The 15,416-nt window shown below is 60.6% G+C and carries 11 protein-coding genes; 5 read left to right on the top strand and 6 right to left on the bottom strand.

Going from position 1 to position 15,416, the window contains the following annotated elements:
* Positions 1-68: 68 nt before the first annotated feature.
* Positions 69-2,180 (bottom strand): TonB-dependent siderophore receptor, encoded by a 2,112-nt coding sequence (locus tag LBW87_RS19360; protein ID WP_225203103.1) that lies wholly within the window; start codon positions 2,178-2,180, stop codon positions 69-71.
* Between the two features lie 50 nt (positions 2,181-2,230).
* Positions 2,231-2,938 carry a hypothetical protein gene (locus LBW87_RS19355; RefSeq protein ID WP_413927664.1) on the bottom strand — a complete coding sequence of 236 codons (708 nt, stop codon included), beginning with the start codon at positions 2,936-2,938 and terminating at the stop codon, positions 2,231-2,233.
* 409 nt (positions 2,939-3,347) lie between these two features.
* Between LBW87_RS19355 and LBW87_RS19350 the strand changes: the two genes are divergently transcribed.
* Both LBW87_RS19350 and LBW87_RS19345 read left to right on the top strand, forming a co-directional pair.
* Positions 3,348-4,085 (top strand): type 1 glutamine amidotransferase, encoded by a 738-nt coding sequence (locus tag LBW87_RS19350; protein WP_225203102.1) that lies wholly within the window; start codon positions 3,348-3,350, stop codon positions 4,083-4,085.
* Between the two features lie 193 nt (positions 4,086-4,278).
* Entirely contained in the window at positions 4,279-4,995 is a 717-nt protein-coding gene (locus tag LBW87_RS19345) for a hypothetical protein (protein ID WP_225203101.1), read from the top strand.
* Between the two features lie 83 nt (positions 4,996-5,078).
* On the opposite strand, the gene LBW87_RS19340 is transcribed toward LBW87_RS19345, so the two are convergent.
* The gene (locus LBW87_RS19340; RefSeq protein WP_225203100.1) at positions 5,079-8,858 is read right to left on the bottom strand and encodes an ATP-binding protein; all 3,780 of its coding nucleotides are present in this window, start codon (positions 8,856-8,858) and stop codon (positions 5,079-5,081) included.
* Positions 8,859-9,104: 246 nt separating this feature from the next.
* Between LBW87_RS19340 and LBW87_RS19335 the strand changes: the two genes are divergently transcribed.
* The gene (locus LBW87_RS19335) at positions 9,105-9,680 is read left to right on the top strand and encodes a hypothetical protein (protein WP_225203099.1); all 576 of its coding nucleotides are present in this window, start codon (positions 9,105-9,107) and stop codon (positions 9,678-9,680) included.
* A 27-nt stretch (positions 9,681-9,707) separates the two neighbouring features.
* On the opposite strand, the gene LBW87_RS19330 is transcribed toward LBW87_RS19335, so the two are convergent.
* Together LBW87_RS19330 and LBW87_RS19325 are read right to left on the bottom strand one after the other, a co-directional pair.
* Positions 9,708-10,979 (bottom strand): MFS transporter, encoded by a 1,272-nt coding sequence (locus LBW87_RS19330; RefSeq protein ID WP_225203098.1) that lies wholly within the window; start codon positions 10,977-10,979, stop codon positions 9,708-9,710.
* A gap of 103 nt (positions 10,980-11,082) precedes the next feature.
* The gene (locus LBW87_RS19325; RefSeq protein WP_225203097.1) at positions 11,083-11,526 is read right to left on the bottom strand and encodes a hypothetical protein; all 444 of its coding nucleotides are present in this window, start codon (positions 11,524-11,526) and stop codon (positions 11,083-11,085) included.
* A 288-nt stretch (positions 11,527-11,814) separates the two neighbouring features.
* On the opposite strand from LBW87_RS19325, the gene LBW87_RS19320 reads away from it, so the two are divergent.
* On the top strand, positions 11,815-14,031 hold the full coding sequence (locus LBW87_RS19320; protein ID WP_225203096.1) for a TonB-dependent receptor: 2,217 nt from the start codon (positions 11,815-11,817) through the stop codon (positions 14,029-14,031).
* Between the two features lie 188 nt (positions 14,032-14,219).
* Positions 14,220-14,468 carry a DUF3297 family protein gene (locus tag LBW87_RS19315; RefSeq protein ID WP_225203095.1) on the top strand — a complete coding sequence of 83 codons (249 nt, stop codon included), beginning with the start codon at positions 14,220-14,222 and terminating at the stop codon, positions 14,466-14,468.
* A gap of 72 nt (positions 14,469-14,540) precedes the next feature.
* Here LBW87_RS19315 and LBW87_RS19310 read toward each other — a convergent pair whose 3' ends face one another.
* Positions 14,541-15,197, bottom strand: coding sequence for a DsbA family oxidoreductase (locus LBW87_RS19310; protein ID WP_225203094.1), 657 nt, complete (start codon positions 15,195-15,197; stop codon positions 14,541-14,543).
* Between the last annotated feature and the right edge of the window lie 219 nt (positions 15,198-15,416).

Here is a 15,416-nt window from a genome sequence, read left to right as displayed (position 1 = left end):
GTCATCACGACAAGCCGAGCGCGCCAGCGCGGGACCGGAAACCATCCGGCCCCACAGGGCTAGTCAAGTCAATACTTGAACTTCGCGGTCAACAGGAAGGTTCGCGGGCTGCCGAAGGTGATCAGCGTGGCCGCCGGCGTGGTGCCCTGGATGTATTCCTTGTCGAACAGATTCTTGATGCTCAGGTTGACGCCCCAGGAATCTGCCTCATAGCCGGCATTCACGTCGAACACCGTATGCCCCGCGAGGGCGACATAGTTGACACCCCGTTGCGATGTGCGGGCGCTTTGATAACGGGCGCCTGCCCCGGTATTCCAGCCCAGCTTGCCGGGGCTGAAATAATACTGGGTGAATAAGCCGACAGCGCTCTTGGGCACGAGATTGATTCGCTTGCCGATATCAGTCGTCGTGAGACTCTGCGTCGTCTTCGCGAATGGAATGTAACTGTACGACGCCGACACATTCCACTGCCTGGTCAGCGAGGCCGAGGCTTCCGCCTCGAAGCCCTTTGTTACCTGCTCGCCAGTCTGGACCGAATAACCCAGCGTGGCATCGGCTTCGGTCACGTTCTGGCGGCGCAGGTCATAGGCGGCCAGATAACCTTGCAGGCGCTGCTCATAGCCCTGGAACTTCATCCCGACTTCGGTCTGCTTGCCGGTCTCCGGTTTCAGCAAGGTGCCATTGGCGCCCAGGTCGGTGCCCGGCATGAACGAAGTCGAATAGCTGACGTAGGGCGCGAAGGCGTCGTTGATGCGATACATCAGCGAGGCGCTGCCAGTGAATGCCGTATTGGAATTCGTCGCATCGGCGCCGCCTAACAGATGCTTCACATTCACCCGCGCCCAGTCATGGCGGCCGGACAGGCCGATGATCCATCGGTTGTCGACCTTGATCGTATTGCGCAGGTACAGGCCGACATCTTGCGTAGTGGTCACGTCACGGGCTGCCGTGCCCCGCGTGATCGACGTGACGCCGTAGACCTGGGTGTTGGCGTTGAACGCATTGATGTTGTCGACGCGCTGGTAGTAATCGCTGCGTTCGCGCATCGTGTCCAGACCCGTGACGATGTCGTACTTGACCCTGCCAAGATCGAAACTGCGCTGCAGGTAATTATCCATCACCACATTCAGGTCCTGCTTGTCCTGGTTGTTGATCTGGCGGGCGACGAGCGGGAACCGGGCCGCACCGGAAGCGAATACCGAGTTAGTCCAGCTGCTGCCTCTTGAAACGGTAAGGTTCTGCTTGAAGGCCCAGCCGTTGTCAAAGTAATGCGTGTAGTTGGAGCCGACACGGGTGACGTCGACTTTATAAGGCCGGTCCGGTTCGCCGACAAAGATGCCGCGCCCATAGCGTTCCGACCAGTTCAGCGGCACGCCCTGGTTGCGGATGTATTCGCGGTGCTGGTAGCTGGCAATGATCGACAGTTCATTGCTGGCATTCAGATCGAAGTTGTATGACCCCGCCACGTATTGGCTTTTGAAGTACACATGGTCGGTCGGGTCGTTCTGGTCCGATACATGCGCTAAAAGGCGAAACGCGCCCTTGCTGCTGCCCTTGGGCGCAACGTTCAGATCGACGGTAGCGTCTTTCTGAGCGTAGCTGCCGTAGCTCAGGCCGGCAGTGAAGAACGTGTCCGCCTGGGGGCGTTTGGTGGTCAGGTTGACCAGCCCGCCGGGCAACGCCATGCCAAAGCCAACCGACGTCGGGCCCTTGACCACATCGATCGAACTCAGGCCGAAGATGTCCTCTGCCCGCAGGACATTGGTGGAATTCTGCGTTCGCAGGCCGTCGACATAGGTCTGCGCCGACGAAATCTGACCGCGGATCATGAAGTCATCCCAGCCGCGTCGGCCATAAGCGCCGGCAGTCACGCCCGCCACGCCATCGAGGGCTTCCGCAACTGTCTTCGCCTGTCTTTCCTCGATCTGCTTGGCCGTAATCACCGTGATCGATTGCGCGGTCTGGAATAAAGGCGCTTCCGAGCGCAGCACGCTCGGGGCACTGCGTGCCGTGTAATCTTTCTCGTTGTCCTGTTTTTTTTCGCCAAGCACCTGGATGGGAGCCAATCCGGTTTCTGCCGAATCGGTGGCCTGGGCCCAGGCTGACATGGGCATTGCGGTCGACATCAATGAAATGCCAAGCAGCACCTGCTTCCTGCGACGGGATAATTTAGTGGTCATGATGAATTCCGGCGGTGATCGCCAAGGGCAGTGAATAAGAGGTGGTGAAGTTAGTTCGATCCCAGCGCCCAGTCGACGGCAGCGTCGAACAGCTTGAGCCCGGAACCGGAAAGGTTGGTGAAGGTTTCGTTATCGAGGAAAAACATGACGCGACGTGCCGGGGCCAGCGATTCGTAGTCCATCGTGGCGCCCTTCTCATAGCCAAAGATGATGGATTTATCCGGCTGGCCATACACCGTGGCGATGACGGATGCGCCCAGGCCGGGCCTGCCCCAGTTCATTGCAGCAGGCTTTTCATAGACATTCACCACGCCGGCCGGCAACCCCGCGGCCAACGGATGCGGCGCATTGACGAGCCATGCATAGCGTTCTTTTTCCACCTTGCCGAAGTCGATATCGACACGCTTGGCGGTCATGCCGAGATCGTCGAGCAGGTCACTTTCCCAGGTCAGCATGGGCGCCGTCACGTTGCGGTATGCCCCCAGGAGGTCCCGCGATCGCACCGTGGCGGAGAGGATCACCAGGTCGGTGTCACGTGCTGCATCAACCGATGCGTACTGACTTTGCAGCGTGACGATGTATCCGCGTGCAGCGAGGTGCTGCTGGATCTTCTGGTCGACCGGCAGGCTCTTGCCTTCCATGCGCACGACCAGCAGCACTTTCTTGGCCGCCGGCGTGGCGGCATGGGTCTCGATGCAAAACATGCTGGCCAGCAGCAGCGCGGCCAGCAGCGATGTCAGGAACCTGGGCGCTTTCATGAGGCTTTTCCCTTAAAGAAATTGGAACAATGGAACGTCAGAATGGGCGTGATTCGGGTAACTACTTGATCGATGGCCAGGTCCTGGACCTGACCATTGCTGCCCCCCGTATTGACTGATTTGATTTCAGCCAAGCAAGGGAGAAGCCGATCGGGCTAAAAGAATCTGCCTAATACATCCATTGCCAATCGAGATTCAAAAAAGGGAACCGGTTTTTCGCAGAAAAATGTAAATTTTTCGGAGAAAGGCGTTATGGCGTTGGGGAGAAGAAGGAACAACCTGCTTCATGAACGCCCCGTTTTTACGCGGCATTTATGTAGATCCCCTCAATTGGAATCCGGTTTTTATGCCGCAGAGTCTAGATTGACGTTTCCGTCACAACGGGCTTGCCGATGCAAGTCACGACTCCATGAGACCGATCGCCATTCTTCAACACGAAGCAACGCAAGGACCGGGCGTATTGCTCGATCATCTGGATAAAAACGACCTTCCTTATCGACTTATCTCTCCTGCCTCGGATGGAACAGCGCCAGTCGACGCCAGCAAATTCAGCGGTCTCATCGTATTGGGTAGCGATCACTGTGTGAATGAATCCTTGCCATGGATCGAGGATGAATTGACATTATTGCAAGATGCCATCAGGCGCGACGTTCCGGTTCTCGGCCACTGCTTCGGCGCGCAGATGCTTGCGCGCGCGATGGGCGCCAAGGTCAGCCGCAATGGTTGCCCCAACATCGGCTGGAGCCCGATATGGGTCACACCGCCCGCACAGCACCGCATGGGCCTGCCCCGGCAAGTGACGATCTTCAACTGGCACTACGACACATTTGAAATTCCAGCTGGCGCGGTGCGCACGATGTATGGCAGTCATTGCCTGAACAAAGGCTTCCTGCGCGGGCGCCATTGGGCCTTCCAGGGACACCTGGAGGTGACCGAGGCAAGCGTCAGGAACTGGTGTGCCGCGGGACGCACAGAATTGCGTCACGCGCACGGCCCGGCGGCTCAAGGCGAGGCGCAAATCCTGGAAGGACTGCATGAGCGCATCGAGGCATTGCATTTGATCGCGGATCAAACCTACCAGGCATGGAGCCGTCAGTTGGACCGACCCATCTCTGTTGCAATGCGCTCTGCATCCTCGTATGCATGAATAGCGATCAATGGCGACATAGCCAAGCTGCTCAAGATTGCCTGGAAAACATCGAAGCGCCCTTTCCGCCACATAGGCGGCGACCATGTCAGATCGCTGTCAGCCGGCTATGCGAACATGGTTCAACGTCGAGGATTGAGGATTTCGACCTCTGGGTAACCGGACGGCCAGCAGAAAAAATGAGGGGAATGTCATGCAACGCCACCAATGGATCAAGCTGATCGTCGCCAGCACGCTGGTGTTCCCATGGCTGGCGCAGGCGCAGGACGTCCCCCCTTACCTGGCGACGGCCAGGACCCTGCTCAACGACGTCGCGCCCGAAAACAATAGTTATCAATATCGGGGCTGGATCCGGATCAAGGGCGATCCCACCCTGCTGGGCCAGGCAGATGTGTCTGAAGTGCATACCGACTGCAGCGGCCTGGTCGGCGCGCTGTTGAAACGTGACGCCCCGCAGGTGATGCAGGTGTTTGCGCATCAGCGCTGGAAATCGTATCCCAAGGCCGAGAATTTCTACGCCGCCATTGCGGCCAGCGACGGCTTTGTGCACAGGAAGAACATGGACCAAGTCGAGGTCGGCGATATCTTTGCCGCCAAGTATGAGGACGACAGAAACACCGGCCACGTCATGCTGGTCGATGCCAGGCCGAGATTGATCGAGACCCAGATCGAGCCTGTCATACCGGGCACTACGCAATGGGAGATCGTGGTGATCGACTCATCCAGCGCGCACGGCAAGACCGATACCCGTTACCGAAAGACCGGCAGCAAGCAGACCGGAATCGGTCGCGGCAGCGTGCGCGCCTATACCGACGCTAGCGGCCAGCTGGTCGGCTGGGTAATGACGATGGCGCCGCGCGCCAAACTGAGAAGTACCGGCAATCTGGCGATCGGCAAACCCGTTCTCTAAGTTTCTTCCGAGGCGTAACGAACGTCACTGGGTACCGGCCTGCGCCGGTACTCAGCGTCTTTTTTTGCGCACGCCTCAACACGCTATTCGGCAAGAATCTCGATCAAGCGTTCAAGCGAGGCCGGTTTGGTCACGTGGTGGTCGAAGCCAGCCGCGGTCGCGCTCAGCTTGTCGGCTTCGGCGCCCCGCCCCGTGAGGGCGACGAATTTGGCTTTGTCCAGGCCAGGGATCTTCCGCAGCTCTACCGCCACTTCATAACCGGACATATCCGGCAAGCCGATATCGAGGAACACCACGTCCGGTGGCGTCGTGCCGGCAATACTGAGCGCTTCCCGGCCCGTGGCCGCGACGCGGGCCGAATGGCCGTGATAGTCCATCAACATCTGCAGCATCTCGGCGCTGTCGACATTGTCGTCGACGATGAGGATATTCAAGACCCGGGCGCGCCCGGACTGCGCCTGCTGGCCGGATTTTCCATTGGCCGTGTCATGCGGCACGCGCGGCAGGCGTATCGAGAACGTACTGCCCAACCCCAGCCCTTCACTGACGACAGACACCTCGCCGTCATGCAGGTCGACCAGTCGTTTGACCAGGTGCAGCCCGATGCCCAGGCCGCCTTGCGCGCGATCAACCTCGGTCTGGATCTGGGCGAACATGCTGAAGACGGTGGTGATGTGTTCGGCCGAAAGGCCGATCCCGTTATCGCTCACGGTGATGACGGCGTAATCGCCATCGGCATGCGAAGCGACCACGATCTTGCCGCCGGCCGGCGTGTACTTGGCCGCGTTGTTGAGAATGTTGCTGATCACCTGGGTAATGCGATGGGGATCGGCGTCGATGACCAGGTTCGGGTCTGGCACCTCGACGATCAACTTGTGCTGGTTCTTCTCGATCAGCGGCATGCTGATCTCGACCGCGTCCGTAAAGGCCTCTTTCACCGAGACATGCTGCTTCTGCAACTTGATCTTGCCCTCGGTGATGCGGGCGATATCGAGCAGGTCTTCCACCAGGTGGGTCAGGTGGTGCACCTGGCGGTCCATCATCTGGTGGATGCCACGCTGACGCTCGTTGTCCGAGCCCAGCATCTTGATCACTTCCAGGCCATTGCGAATCGGTGCCAGGGGATTGCGCAGCTCGTGCGCCAGGGTCACTAGGAACTCGTTCTGCCGCTGGTTGATCTTGGCCAGGTCGTCGGCCAATATCTCCAGCGTGCGCTTGGCTTCCCGTTCGTCATGCACATCCACCACCGAACCGACAAAGCCGATCCCGTTGTCCGCTTCATCGAACAATGGCGTACCGGAAACCACCGCCCAGCGATAGGCGCCGCTGGCGTGCCGCAATCGATAGACATGATGGAAGGCGCTACCGGCGGCGCAACAGGCGAGAAAGTCTTGCGTGGCCGCTTGCCGGTCATCGGGATGGATGCTGTCGATCCAGCTCGGGATCGGCGCCTGCCCGCTCGGCTGGCCGCTGAAGTCATACCAGCGCCGGCTCAGGTAAGTGCTGCGGCCGGCCTGGTCGGTGGTCCAGATGATGGCCGTCGAAGCGTCGACCAGCGACCTGAAATATTGCTCGCTCAACTCCAATGCTGCGCGGGCGGCGCGGCGGCGACGGCTGGCATCGACCTGGCCCTTGATCCGGCTCAGCAATTCATTGGCAGAAAATGGCTTGACCAGGTAATCATCGGCGCCCGCCTGTATGCCCTCGATCTTCGCCTCGTCGCCGGCCCGGGCCGATAGCAGGATGACCGGCACATCCTTGGTGACGTCATTGGTCTTGATCTTCTTGAGCAAGCCAAAGCCGTCCAGCACCGGCATCATGACGTCGCTCAACACCAGGTCGGGGGGCGCGGCGCAAACGGCGGCGTAGGCGGCTTCGCCATCGGCGCAGGCTTCGACCGTGGCATACGACTCCAGCAGGCGCTTCAGGTACTCACGCATGTCGCGGTTGTCGTCGGCGATGAGGATATGGACCGGGAGCGCGTCGTTGGCCACCAGCGATGGCGACGGCACTGCTTCTTTTTCCGCCACCTCTGTGCTGCCCTGTGCGTCCGGCAACCAGGCTTGCGCCTCTTGGATGAAGGCAATGCCGGGTTGGGCATCCTTGCTGATGGCGACCGGGTTGATGCTGCCGGCGATATCCGATTCCTTCAGGTGGCCGGTGCCGAACGGGATCTCGACATGAAAGCTCGAACCGCGACCGGGCGTGCTGGTGGCGCCGATCTGGCCGTGATGCAACTTGACCAGTTCCTGGATCAGCGCCAGGCCGATCCCGGTTCCTTCATAGGTACGGCCCTGCGAATTCTCGATACGGTGGAAGCGTTCGAACACCCGCGGCAGTTCTTCGGCAGCGATGCCGGAACCGGTGTCGGTGATGGCCAGCCTGGCAGCGCCGGGCACGCGCTCTAGCGTCACGCTGATCTTGCCCTCGAAGGTGAACTTGAAGGCATTCGACAGCAGGTTGAAGACCACCTTTTCCCACATGTCGCGGTCCACGAAGACCGGCTCGCCCAGGTCAGCGATGCTGACCTCGAACGCCAGACCGGCCTTTTCGATGGTGGAGCGGAATACGCTGGCCAGGTCTTCGGTCAGCGACGACAGGTCGGTGGCGGCAAAATTGGCCTTGGCACGACCCGCCTCGATGCGCGAGAAATCCAGCAAGGCGTTGACCAGCTTCAGCAGGCGCTGCGAATTGCGATGTGTCACTTCCAGTCGCGTGCGCTGGACCGGACCCAGTGGCTCGCTGGTATCGGCCAGCGCATCGTCGAGCGGGCCGACCATCAGCGTCAGGGGCGTGCGGAATTCGTGTGAAATGTTAGAGAAGAAGGCGGTCTTGGCGCGATCGATCTCGGCCAGTTCTTCAGCCTTGCGCTGTTCGTGCTGATACACCAGCACGTTGGTGACCGAGGTACTGACGGCGTTGGCCAGCAGGGCATAGAAGTCCAGATACTCGGTATCGAGTGCCCGCCGGGCGCTGACCCCCGCCACCAGGAAACCGAACGGCAGCTCGGAACCGGCCGCGATGACCGGCAGGATCACCGCCTGCGTGGGCGCCTCGGGATAAGGGCCGGCTGCATGCTCGCCGAAACGCGTGAGCAGATCAGGTACCTGGACGATCGTGCGCGACTGCATGGCCTCGCTGAATGGCCAGCCGCCGGTGCTGTCGAGCGTGACGACATCGGGCGCCATCGGGCCGGCAGCATCGAGACCGGCCACGCCACGGCGACGCAGGGTATCGCCTTCAAGCTGGTAGAACAGCGTGAAGGGCACATCCAGCGAGAGCGATTCGTGCCGCTGCACCAGGCCCTGGCAAAGCTCTTCAATCGAGAGGCACTTGGCCAGGCCGGCAGACAGGTCGCGCAGGGATGACGTGCGGCGCGCGCCCAGCACCTTGTCGGTCGATTCGGAAATGGGGTGGAAGACGCCCCCCACTTCGCCTGATTCGACCCGGATCGGCGAAAACGAAAACGTCATGAAGGCTTCTTCGAGATAGCCGTAGCGGTCGAGGAACATGCGCTGGTCGCGAATATAAGTCCCCTCGCCCTGGTGCGCCCGGTCAAAGGCGTCACCCACCATCGGCAACGCGGTGGCCCAGCAGATCTTGAAGTCTTCCCCCATCGATTGCGGATGCTTGGCGCCACAGATGGGGCGATAGGCATCGTTATAGATCTGGATATCGTGCGGTCCCCACGCAATGAGGATCGGGAAGGTAGACGAAAGACACAGGCTGACGGCGGTGCGCAGGCTTTGCGGCCATTCTTCGATCGGCCCCAGCGGCGAATCCGTCCAGTCCATGGAGCGGATCAATTTGCCCATCTCGCCGCCGCCCGCCAGCCAGCTTGTCTTCGAATCCAGTTCGCCCACCCTGATGTCTCCGCAATGTCCGTTTATTTATACCGGAAGCAATGCTACTACCTTCCATCGCCGAATGACTAACCAACAAGCCTTATTTAACCGATGCCAGGGCGGCTGGGGATGGCAGGAACCTTGAAGGGCTATTGCAGGTCGGAGTGTGCTGCAATTGCGCTGCAGCAACCCTGCAGTTAGTTTGGGCCGCAGTGCCCGCAACGCCTCGATGCCCCCCTCCTGCGATATGAAAGTGAACATCAAATGACGATCCCCGGGAAAACACTACTGGGCACCGCGTGTGCAACCCTGGCCTTGCTGACCGGCTGCGCCGGTGGCGTGCCGCCCTACGTCGAGCCACCGGTGGCGACCGTTGCCGTCAAGGACAGCGAGGCCCGCATCGTGATGCGTTCGGCCGGCATGCCGATGGCGGTCAACTACGCCATGAGCACGTCAGAATCCACCTGCGAAGGCTTTGCCCCGGTCGGTCGCGTGTTCCATAGCGGGCGCGAACAGTTGCTGCCCTGGATTGCGACCCTGACGGAAAAGAGCCGCAGCGCCGTCTCTAACGACCAGCCGCAGGTCGAGCAAGTGGTGCCGGCCAACCGTCGGGTCCAGGTCAAGGCTTATTCCGGCTGGTCGGACGTCACTGCGCAAATGCGGTCATCGGGCTCTTGCGGGCCATTGACTTCGCAATTCACGCCAGCCGGCGGCAAGACCTATCTGGTTGAATTTCGTTTCGCCGGCACCCGCGACTGCAGCCAGACAGTCTATGAGATCGACGCCGCCGAACAGCGCTTGCCGGTCGAACAGCGCACGGCGCTGTATTGCAGCCGCTGATACTGGCCGCCCCGCTGGAGGCTGGCTTTATGCCGGCGGCGGCCCCGGCTCGGGATGCGGCGCGGCGGCGGCCCGTGCCAGCTCTTCGGTGACCCGGATCTCGGCCCCGATCGGGGTCATCTGCGCCGAGGCGGCAAAGGGCGCGGCGGGCACGGAAGCGGGATGGTGCTTGTTACGCCACAGGAAAAACGCCGTCAATGCCGCATGCAATATCAGGAATGCCCAGAACAGGCCATTGCTGCCGACCCGGTTCATCAGCGGCGAGATGACGATCGGGCTGAGCGCCGAGCCGACCGAATTGATCAGCAGCATGCCCTGGATGACCCGCACCAGTTCGCGCGAATCGGCCTGGTCGGCCGAGTGGCTGACCGCAACCGGATAGATGGCAAAGATGCAGCCGCCCACCAGGAACAGCAGCACCATCAACAGCGGCGGATAGGCCGGCATGATCAGCACCAGCAGCGACAATATCGTGCAGGCTGCACTCAGGGCCAGCAGCACGGTCTGGCGGTCGCGTCGATCCGACCAGCGCCCGACCGGATACTGCAACAGCATGGCGCCACAGATGGCGCTGGCCATCAATTGGCCGACCTGCCCGATATCGAGCCCTTCCCGCTGCAGATAGATGGGCAGCAAGGTATAGACGGCGGCAATGCCCACGCCGGCGCCGAAACTGCCGACCACGCCGGCCGGCGTCATGCGGATCAGGTGATGCGGCATCAGCGGCTCGATCGGACCGACTTCGGGCGAGATGCGCGGCAGGATCACCATCGGCAACACCGACATCGACCCCAGCACTCCCGCCAGCATGAATGGCGCACTGCTGCCCCAGGCATCGATGCGCCCCAGGCTGGCCTGGGACAGCATGATGGAACCGTAGAGCGCGATCATGTAGATGGCCAGCAGGCGGCCCCGGTTCTTGGGGTCGCCGGCCAGCAGCAGCCAGCTTTCGACCACCAGGTAGATGCCGACCATCGCCCAGCCATTGATGAGCCGCAGGAACAGCCAGAACCAGGGATCGAACACCAGCCCCTGCAATAGATAAGTGATGGCCGTCAGCGAGGCGAAGCCGCTATAGGCCCGGATGTGCCCGATGCGGCCGATGAGGCGGTCGCTGGTGACGGCGCCCACGGTCAGGCCCACGAAGTAGGCCGACGAAATGGCCCCGATCATCATGGCCGAGACGTGGGCCGCGTCCAGTCGCAACGACGTCAGGGATGAAATGAAGCCATTTCCAAGGCTGACAAAGAAAAGTCCCAGTAGTGGCCCCAGTACCATGGCCGACGTGTTTCGCGACAAAACGCCCTCTCAAAACAATACGAATGCAGCGCGAAGGATACTGGATTGCCCGATTTCCGATCGGACCGCCGGCCGTATGTCTCCGCTACTGCGCTTTACATCTTCAGTGCCGGTGCAGAATTGCCTTCAGGAACAGCTTGAGGTCTTTCTCGAGATCCATCCCGAAGTCCTGTCGCGCCACGCCACGAAACACCAGCATCTCCGTTAGTGGGTCGTTGTCGCCAGTGGTTCGCTCGGCGCCACCCAGGCCGTCGAATTTGATGGCGTACGAATAAGTCGGGTTGGTCACCGGGTCGGGATCTGCCGCGTAGCGACGCACCTGAAAGGCCAGGCTGACGTAATACGGCGGGTTGGCCTCTTCGCTCAAGTCGCCGGCCCACCAGCCTGCGGCCTGCAGCTCGAGGCGCAGGTCGGCAACAGTGCTTTTCACGGCCGCGACGGCGCGTGAGGTGATGATGTCGAAGTCTTCCAGCGCTTGCCTGAGTTCATCCTCGGCGGCTTGCTTCTCCAGCCTTATCTCGCGTATCGCCTCGTCAAGTATGCCCACGGGTCTGCTTTCAATTGGGTAAAGACCGGAATGGTAGCCGACAACCCGCATGCCCGTCGGGACGACCGGATCCGTGTTCGGGAATTGCATCTCGAACAAGTCGACGCCGGCCATGATTCCCACGGAATGATATTGATGCGCACCCTTATATGCCTCCCTCAGCATTTCTTAACAATTTTTCTCCTGACCTGATCCGTTTTTAACTTTCAGGTGTCATCCAAATAAGAACGCTTCTTTTTCTCAAAACGAGAACGCGTCTTTATTCCTAGTTAAAACGAAAGGTAGATCATGGGGCAGGTCCAGGCGTCGAAGCGCCAACGTAATTCCGTATTTCAACTGAAGGCCGTGGCATCGGCTGCGCGTCACCTGGTGCTGATGGCGCCCATGCTGGCCGTCCCGGTGGCTTATGCGCAAACCACCGCGACCTCCGGCGACGCTACCGCCACCCCGGCTGCCACCACTAATACCGGCAGCAACAGCAATGCCGTGCTGCCCACCGTTACCGTCACCGAAAGTCGCGACCCTACGGCGCCCTACGCCGGTGGTCTGGTGGCGCGCGGCGGCAGCCTGGGCGTGCTGGGCACGGCCAGCGTCATGGACACCCCGTTCAGCGTCACCAACTACACCTCGCAAGGCATTGAAGACGTGCAGGCGCGCGCCATCGGCGACGTCATCGCCAATGACGCATCGGTGCGCAACACCAACGGCAATGGCGGCTTCGGCGACAGCTATCAGATCCGTGGCTTCACGATGTCGGCCAACGATGTGGCCTTCAATGGCCTGTATGGCATGGTGCCGCTGACCCGTATGCCGATCACGATGGTCGAGCGCATCGAAGTGCTCAAGGGTCCAGGCACCCTGATGTACGGCATGGGTCCGGCCGGCGGCATCGGCGGCGCGGTCAACCTGGTCGCCAAGCGTGCCCACGAAGAGCCGACGTCGAGCGTGACTGCGACTTACCTGTCGAATTCGCAATTCGGCCTCAAGGGCGATATCGGCCGCCGCTTTGGCGACAACCAGGAATGGGGCATTCGCGTCAATGCACTGTACGCCGATGGCAACACCGGCCTGTCGGGCAGTAACCAGCAACAAAGCATGGGTTCGGTGGGTCTGGACTACAACGGCGGTCGCGTACGCTGGAGCCTGGATGCCTATACTCAGCATGAAGATTCGCGCAATTTCCGCCCACAATTCCGCATCGCCGGCCTGGAGATGCCCGAGGCCCCCTCTGGCAAGACCAACCTCTATCCCGGCACCACGCTGCAATCGGACGACAAGGCAGCTCTCACACGCCTGGAATATGACATCAACGATAGCCTGACAGCCTATGGCGCCATCGGTTACCACGTCGCGTCATCGGCGCAGAGCTGGCCCGGTGCGAATATCTTGAACGCCCGTGGCGACACCAGCGCGTTATCCAATGGCTACTATGACCAGAAGGTCACCTCCACTTCGGCGGATGCTGGCATGCGCGCTCGGTTCAACACCGGCGGCATTAAGCATACCGTCATGCTGGGGCTGAACATGCTCAACCAGCAGACCGACTACTTCTTCGCCTCGCAAAGCACCGGAGTGACATCGAATCTGTACAACCCGGTCGCACTCCCTTCACCAACAATGGCCCGGACCCAGGCAACACCACAGAGCCAGCTTCGCCTGACCAGCTTTGCGCTTACCGACACCCTGTCGTTTGCCGATGATCGCTTGCGCCTGATCGCCGGTCTGCGCCGTCAACAGGTTTATTCCCACAGCCTGCTCTCGGCCGCACAAACTTCCAACAAGACGGCGATTTCGCCGGTGCTGGGTGTAGTGGTCAAACCGGTAGAAAACCTCTCGCTGTATGCCAACTACACTGCTGCCTTGACTGCCGGCTCAATCGTGGCGGCTCCAAATGCCAACGCGGGCGAGGCGTTCCCGCCTTCCAAGTCAAAGCAATACGAGACTGGCGCCAAGATCGATTGGGGTCGCGTCACGACCAGCGCCGCAGTGTTCCAGATCGAGCAGAAGAACAACTCCACGCAGATCATCAACGGTGTGCAATATGCCACGCAGAACGGCCGTGCACGCATTCGCGGTCTTGAGTTGGCGGCCTACGGCGAAATACAGCGCGGCCTGCGTTTCAACGCCAGTGGTACTTTCTTTGACACCAAGTTGGCGCACACCGCAGGCGGCACGACCGACAACAACGAAGTCGGTGCCGTGCCAAGCCACAACTTCAACCTGGGCCTCGACTGGGATACGCCTTGGGTCAGCGGCCTGGCATTGAACACGCGCGTGGCCCGTACCGGTGCCATGTGGTATGACCAGACCAATCGCGTAAAAGTACCCGGCTGGACCCGCGCAGACATCGGCGCCCGCTACATCACCAAGACCGCTGGCCAGGTCGTGACTTATCGCGCCAACATCGAGAACCTGTTCGACAAGAACTACTGGGTGATGCAGAACGGCTACGTCGGCACCTCTTCCGGCCGCACCTTCGTGCTGTCGGCCCAGGTCGACTTCTGATGTCCTGATGCAACGCCAGGCCCGTGCCTGGTCTTTCGTGAAAACGCCCGCAGCATGCTGCGGGCGTTTTTTTTCGTCAACTGTCAGCCAACCGGTTCACCGGGCATGCGCCTTGATCGATCGTCGGATGGCGCAATCCAGGCAAGAAGGCATTGTTTTGAATAATCTTATGATCGATAATCGCTGCCATGAACGATACTACGAACCTCCCCCCGCTTCCCGACCGGCTCTCCATCGATCCCGGCAGCCCCCATTTCAATGCCGCCGTGTTCGAACACGACATCGGCATCAAATTCAACGACAAGGAACGCACCAATGTCGCCGAATACTGCATCAGCGAAGGATGGATCAAGGTCCCGGCTGGCAAGGCAATCGATCGCAAGGGCAATCCCTTGATGACCAAATTGAAGGGCCGGGTCGAAGCCTTTTATAAGTAAACACCGCTCCATGGCTACCAAGCCCTGCTGATTTGCAGGGCTTTTTCAATTGCGGGCTGGCTTACTGCGCAGTCACGCCTGGCCATCACCGGCCAGGATCGCCCGGAGTTGCTCTTCATATACCTCCGGCGGCTGCCCGCCCGGGATCAGGTAGCGATCATTCACCACCACCGCCGGTACGCTGCTGATGCCGCGTTGCACCCACAGGACTTCTTCGTCCCTGACCTCCTGGGCGTAACGGTCAGACTCCAGTATCTCGCCCGCCTCGGCGCTGTCCAGACCCACCTGCGCGGCAATCCCAATCAGCACATCGCGCTCGGCAATGTTCTTTCCATCGGTGAAATAAGCCTTGAGCAAGGCCGCCTTGAGCGCCGCCTGCGCGTCTTTTTCCCTGGCCCAGGCGATCAGGCGATGGGCGTCGAAGGTGTTGTAGACGCGACTGGCATCATCGCGATTCATGGTGAAGCCCACGGCGGCCGCCCTGGCCCGGATCTGCTCGCGGTTGGCGCGCGCCTGGTCGGGGCTGATGCGGTATTTCTCGGTGATGTAGTCGAGTTGCACTGCGCCGGCGGCAGGCATATCGGGGTTGAGCTCGAAGGGATGGAACGTGAGCTCGACCCGGGTCCCGGCGTCCAGCCTTTCGAGGGCGGTATTGAGACCCGCGAGGCCGACGGCGCACCAGGGGCAGACGACGTCCGAGACAAAATCGATCTTCAACGTATTACTCATTGGGATGTACCTCACACATGGCGCCTGGCATCAGGCCGGAAAACGAAGGGCCATTGTAAATCCGATCGGCAACGCTCATCGGGCCGCGCGTGCCGCCGCCTGTTTCAACTGAAACACCGGCCGCCGTCACTGAAATGCAGCGGCAACATGGCCAGCGCACTATGCACTCAACCCAACAGCAACACCCGATCAACTTCTGGCGGAGGCCAAGCATGCGTT

The sequence above is a fragment of the Herbaspirillum sp. alder98 genome (assembly GCF_020179755.1).
Classification (GTDB): Bacteria; Pseudomonadota; Gammaproteobacteria; order Burkholderiales; family Burkholderiaceae_D; genus Herbaspirillum.
Note: the sequence above shows the minus strand (reverse complement) of the source record. Positions and strands in the feature narration are given on the sequence as shown.